The sequence below is a fragment of the Rhodococcus sp. ENV425 genome (assembly GCF_002887785.1).
Classification (GTDB): Bacteria; Actinomycetota; Actinomycetes; order Mycobacteriales; family Mycobacteriaceae; genus Rhodococcus; species Rhodococcus aetherivorans.
Genome location: NZ_PCZU01000238.1, coordinates 31653 through 35768 on the forward strand (window position 1 = coordinate 31653; position 4116 = coordinate 35768).

Genomic DNA, 4116 nt, shown 5'->3' on the forward strand with positions numbered 1-4116 from the left:
GATCGATCGGGGGCACCGCACCGGTGACGAATCCCGAGTTCTTCACGGCCGCACACCTCCGAACTCGCGCAACCACTTCAGACCGGGTTCGCGGGTGCGCGTGATGCCCTTGTAGTCGGCCATGTCCTCGGGCAGTTCCTCGAGCACCCGGTAGAGCCGGTCGGCCCATTCCGGCACCAGCGCGATCTCCTCGAAGGGCAGCAGGTAGGTGCGGATGAGGAACATGATCGCGCCGGACGCGCCGAGCCGGATCAGGTGCTGCACCTCGACCCGCAGGTGCAGGCGACGGCCGACGTCGTCGAGTGGGCCCTCGGCGAGCAGGCGCCGATCGCGTCCCCATTCGGGATACGTCTCGGTGGCCGTGTCGAGCCGGCGGTCCACGGTGAGGGTCCAGTTGGTGCGCCGATACCGTTGCCCGGCGTGCAGTCCCATGAGGAAGGACTGGGCGCGGGTGATCACCCCTTCGGTGTGGATGCGGGGCACGGGACCGTGGATCTGCAGGAAGCTCATCCCGACGTCGAAGCGCAGCGACCAGTCCGCGGCGAACGTCACCAGGCCCGCGTCACCCCACAGGGCGCCGTCGCGCTGATCGAGCAGCACGACGTCCTCCTGGATCTGCCGGCCGATGTACAGCAGCGGCGGCTCGGGCAGGGTGGCGGACTGCCCGTAGACGAACGTCTGCTCGAGGTCGAGGGCGCGGTTGCTCCACCGCCGGACGGTGCCGTCACGGTCGAGCGCGAACGTCTGCGGGTATGCCTCGGCCAGCATCTTCATGAGGGTGAGCATCGCGTCCCACTGCGCGACCTCCATGTGCCCGAGCGCCTGGAAGCGGCTCGGGTCGGCGTCGAGCACGCGCCGTCGTTCGGCGAGTTCGTCGAGAAGGAAGCCGTCCATGTCGACCGGGTGCTCGCCCCAGCCGCCGGCCGCCGTGTCCGCGCGGGTCCCGGCCGGCTCGACGTTGGTGCTGTACCGGTAGGTGTCCCGCGGGAAGGGGAACGGGAACCGCGCGACGCGTTCCGGGAGCACCTCGAATTCGGTTGCGGCAGTCACAGGTCCAGCTCCAATCGCTCGCCGCCGGCGCGGGAGACGCACGGCATCATGCAGTCGCCGGCGTGCTTCTCCGCGTCGGTCAGGTACAGGTCGCGGTGCTCGATCGCGCCGTCCGCCACCGGGATCCGGCACTCGCCGCACACCCCCTGCCGGCACAGGTTGGGCACCGGTACCCCGCGCGCCTCGAGCGCTTCGAGCAGGCTCACGCCGGAGTTCACGGCGATGTCGACCCCGGTGCGGCGCAGATGCGCGGTGAACGGGGTTCCGGGCTCGAGGTCGCCGACACCGAAGTGCTCGTAGTGGATGCGGGCATCCGGCCAGCCCGCGCCGCGGGCGCGACGGGTGAGTTCGTCGATGAGACCGGAGGGCCCGCACACGTACAGGTGGGTGCCGAGCGGTTGATCGAGCAGGGCCGGGCCGAGTGCGGCCCAGAACTCCTCGGGGGTGTGGTAGGTGTGCAGGCGGTCGCCGCACAGTTCGCGCAACTCGCCGAGGTGCGGGCCGTCGCCCTCGCGGAAGGTGTAGTGGACCTCGAAGGAGCGGCCCCACTGAGCGGCGGCGCGGGCGTGCGAGAGGATGGGTGTGACGCCGATACCGCCGGCCACGAGCATGTGGTGACGCGCGGTGAGGATCGGCGCGAAGGCACTTCGGGGCCTGCTGACCTCCACGACGTCCCCGACCTCGAGGGCGTGGATCCAGCGGGAGCCGCCCCGGCCGGTCTCGTCGAGCCGCACGGAGATCGAGTAGCTCTGCGGTTCGAGCTCCGGACCGGTCAGGGAGTAGGAGTTGCGGCGGGGCCGGCCGTCGTCGTGGGCGCCGCAGGAGAGCACGACGTGGCTGCCCGGGGTGAACGACGGCAGCGGCGCACCGGTGGGGTCGACGAACCGCACGTGCCGCACTCCGGTGGCGACGGTGGCCACCTCGGCGACGGTGAGGGCGAGGGTCGCGTCGCTGCGCCGGACGGCCGCTCCGGCATCGGATACGAGGGTCATCAGCTTTCCTCCGCGTCGAGCTGGTAGCCGAGATATGCGCCGTGGTGGCGCGAAACGTGGTGGTACACGACGAGTTCCGCCGAACACGCGGGGCACGTGCTGGCCTGCCCGATCGCGGCGGTGGCGTCGTGGGTGTGTCGGCAGTGGGCGCAGTACACCGTGCGCGTGTCCGTGGTCAGCACCTCGGGCAAAATCTCGTCGTCGAGCGCCCCCGCGGCGACGGCCACGGCCCGGGCGGCGAGGACGGCGGCCTCGTCGCCCACCAGCACGAGCCGCCAGCCGACGCGGGCCGCGGAGAGCTGACGCTGCAGCACCTCCGCGGCCGCGTCGCCCCAGGTGGCGGGCGCCCGTAGCCAGCTCACTCGCCGGCCTTCGAAGGAGGTCACCAGGCGGCGAGCGTGGTCGGTGGCGGCGTCGCCGAACGACAGGACGGTGACCGTCCTGCCGCCGTCGGCCACGGTCCGCTCCTCGTCCCAGCGCGGCACGCTGGTGGTCTCCATACAGACGCTCATGGCCGGATCCTTACGGCGCGAACGTGCGCTGGCCGACGTAGAACGCCAGGGCGCCGTCGGGGGTGGTGAAGCGGATCCGCGAGCCCTTGGGGAAGAAGATCGCGTCCTTGGCGCGGGCGATCTCCACCTGGCCGGTATCCAGGTTCTCCAGGCGGAACTCCCCTTCGAGGACGACCTTCATCTCGTCGTACTCGTACAGGTAGTCCAGCGGGGCGTCGGTGTGCGCGAGCTTGAAGTAGCCCGCGGCCATCTCCGACCCCTCGGGGTTGGGATAGACGTCGTCGATGAAGCCCTCGGTGCCCGGGAATTCCTCGGTGGACATCTGGGGCAGGGTCTTCCAGAAGTCGGCGGTGACGCGGAATGCGGGAACCGTGGTGGTTTCTGCCATGAGTGCTCCTAGGAACGAGGCCGGCTGCACCGGCCGTGGGCGGGAGGACGGAACGTCGATCGCTGACGTGAAACAGACAGTAATGAGATGAAACGCACCGACGGTTGCCGACGCGTTAACGCGTGTAACCGAATCCTCTCAGCGTCAGGAACATTCGTTTCTCCCCCGAGCGGCGCGGGCCGAGCCGGACCGTCACCACAAACTCACGGCGGCGTAACACGCCCGTCATGCATGCTATGTTTCATTGCATTCGACAGCGATTCACCTTATGAAACTTCGCAGCCGAACCCCAGGAGTCCCCATGACGCTCGAAGCCACCGACCTCCCCGTGATGCGTCTGCCCTCCACGGACGCCCCCGCCGATGCCGCCGGCTCCGCCGATCTCGCCGCACTCGCCCGCGCCACCGACACCCGCTTCATCCTCGCGGTGTTCACCAACCTCGCCGGCAAGCCCTGCGCCAAGCTCGTCCCGGTCGAGGCGGTCGACGAGCTGCAGTCCGACGGGGTCGGCTTCGCGGGCTACGCCGCCGGAGCCATGGGTCAGGTCCCCAGGGATCCCGACCTCGTCGCCATCCCGGATCCCACCTCCTTCACGCCGATCCCGTTCGTGCGCCCGGGCCTTGCGCTGGTGCACTGCGATCCCCACGTCGAGGGCAAGCCCTGGCCCTACGCCCCGCGGGTGATCCTGAAGGAGGTTCTCGGCAAGGCGGCCGAACGGGGCCTGTCCGTCAAGGTCGGCGCCGAGATCGAGTACTTCCTCGTCCAGCGCGACGAGGACGGGACGCTGCGCACCGCCGACGTGCTCGACACCTCCCGGCAGCCCTGCTACGACGCCCGTGACGTCACCCGCATGTACGAGCACCTGACCTCGATCTCCGCGGCGATGAACTCCCTCGGCTGGGGCAACTACGCCAACGACCACGAGGACGGCAACGGGCAGTTCGAGCAGAACTTCCAGTACGCCGACGCGATGACCACCGCCGACCGCGTCGTCACCCTGCGCTACCTGATCTCGGTGCTCGCCGAGCAGCGCGGCATGACCGCGACCTTCATGCCCAAGCCGTTCGCCGACCGCACCGGCTCGGGCATGCACATGCACCTGTCGCTGTGGCGGGAGGACGGCTCCGCCTTCCCCGACGCCGAGGACCCGCGCGGTCTCGGCCTGTCCGAGACC

The 4116-nt window shown here is 69.9% G+C and carries 4 protein-coding genes and 1 pseudogene; 1 reads left to right on the forward strand and 4 read right to left on the reverse strand.

From position 1 onward, the window contains the following. Positions 1-42: 42 nt before the first annotated feature. From CQZ88_RS20490 to CQZ88_RS20505, 4 genes are read right to left on the reverse strand one after another with little or no spacing between them, the layout of a single operon-like run. Positions 43-1050 (reverse strand): DUF3445 domain-containing protein, encoded by a 1008-nt coding sequence (locus CQZ88_RS20490; RefSeq protein ID WP_065922668.1) that lies wholly within the window; start codon positions 1048-1050, stop codon positions 43-45. Beyond that, complete coding sequence (locus tag CQZ88_RS20495) at positions 1047-2042, reverse strand: PDR/VanB family oxidoreductase (RefSeq protein ID WP_029543120.1); 996 nt, start codon at positions 2040-2042, stop codon at positions 1047-1049. Before CQZ88_RS20495 ends, CQZ88_RS20490 begins: the two co-directional genes overlap by 4 nt. After that, positions 2042-2554, reverse strand: a complete 513-nt coding sequence (locus tag CQZ88_RS20500) for a 50S ribosomal protein L32 (protein WP_231771672.1) — start codon at positions 2552-2554, stop codon at positions 2042-2044. Before CQZ88_RS20500 ends, CQZ88_RS20495 begins: the two co-directional genes overlap by 1 nt. A gap of 10 nt (positions 2555-2564) precedes the next feature. After that, positions 2565-2942, reverse strand: a complete 378-nt coding sequence (locus tag CQZ88_RS20505) for an ethanolamine utilization protein (RefSeq protein WP_029543116.1) — start codon at positions 2940-2942, stop codon at positions 2565-2567. Between the two features lie 301 nt (positions 2943-3243). On the opposite strand from CQZ88_RS20505, the pseudogene CQZ88_RS31450 reads away from it, so the two are divergent. Beyond that, a pseudogene (locus CQZ88_RS31450) lies at positions 3244-4116 on the forward strand (type III glutamate--ammonia ligase); the annotation flags it as partial.

Coding starts and splice junctions, on each gene's coding strand:
- CQZ88_RS20495 (WP_029543120.1), bottom strand. CDS start 2,042: ATGACCCTCGTATCCGATGCCGGAGCGGCCGTCCGGCGCAGCGACGCG.
- CQZ88_RS20500 (WP_231771672.1), bottom strand. CDS start 2,554: ATGAGCGTCTGTATGGAGACCACCAGCGTGCCGCGCTGGGACGAGGAG.
- CQZ88_RS20505 (WP_029543116.1), bottom strand. CDS start 2,942: ATGGCAGAAACCACCACGGTTCCCGCATTCCGCGTCACCGCCGACTTC.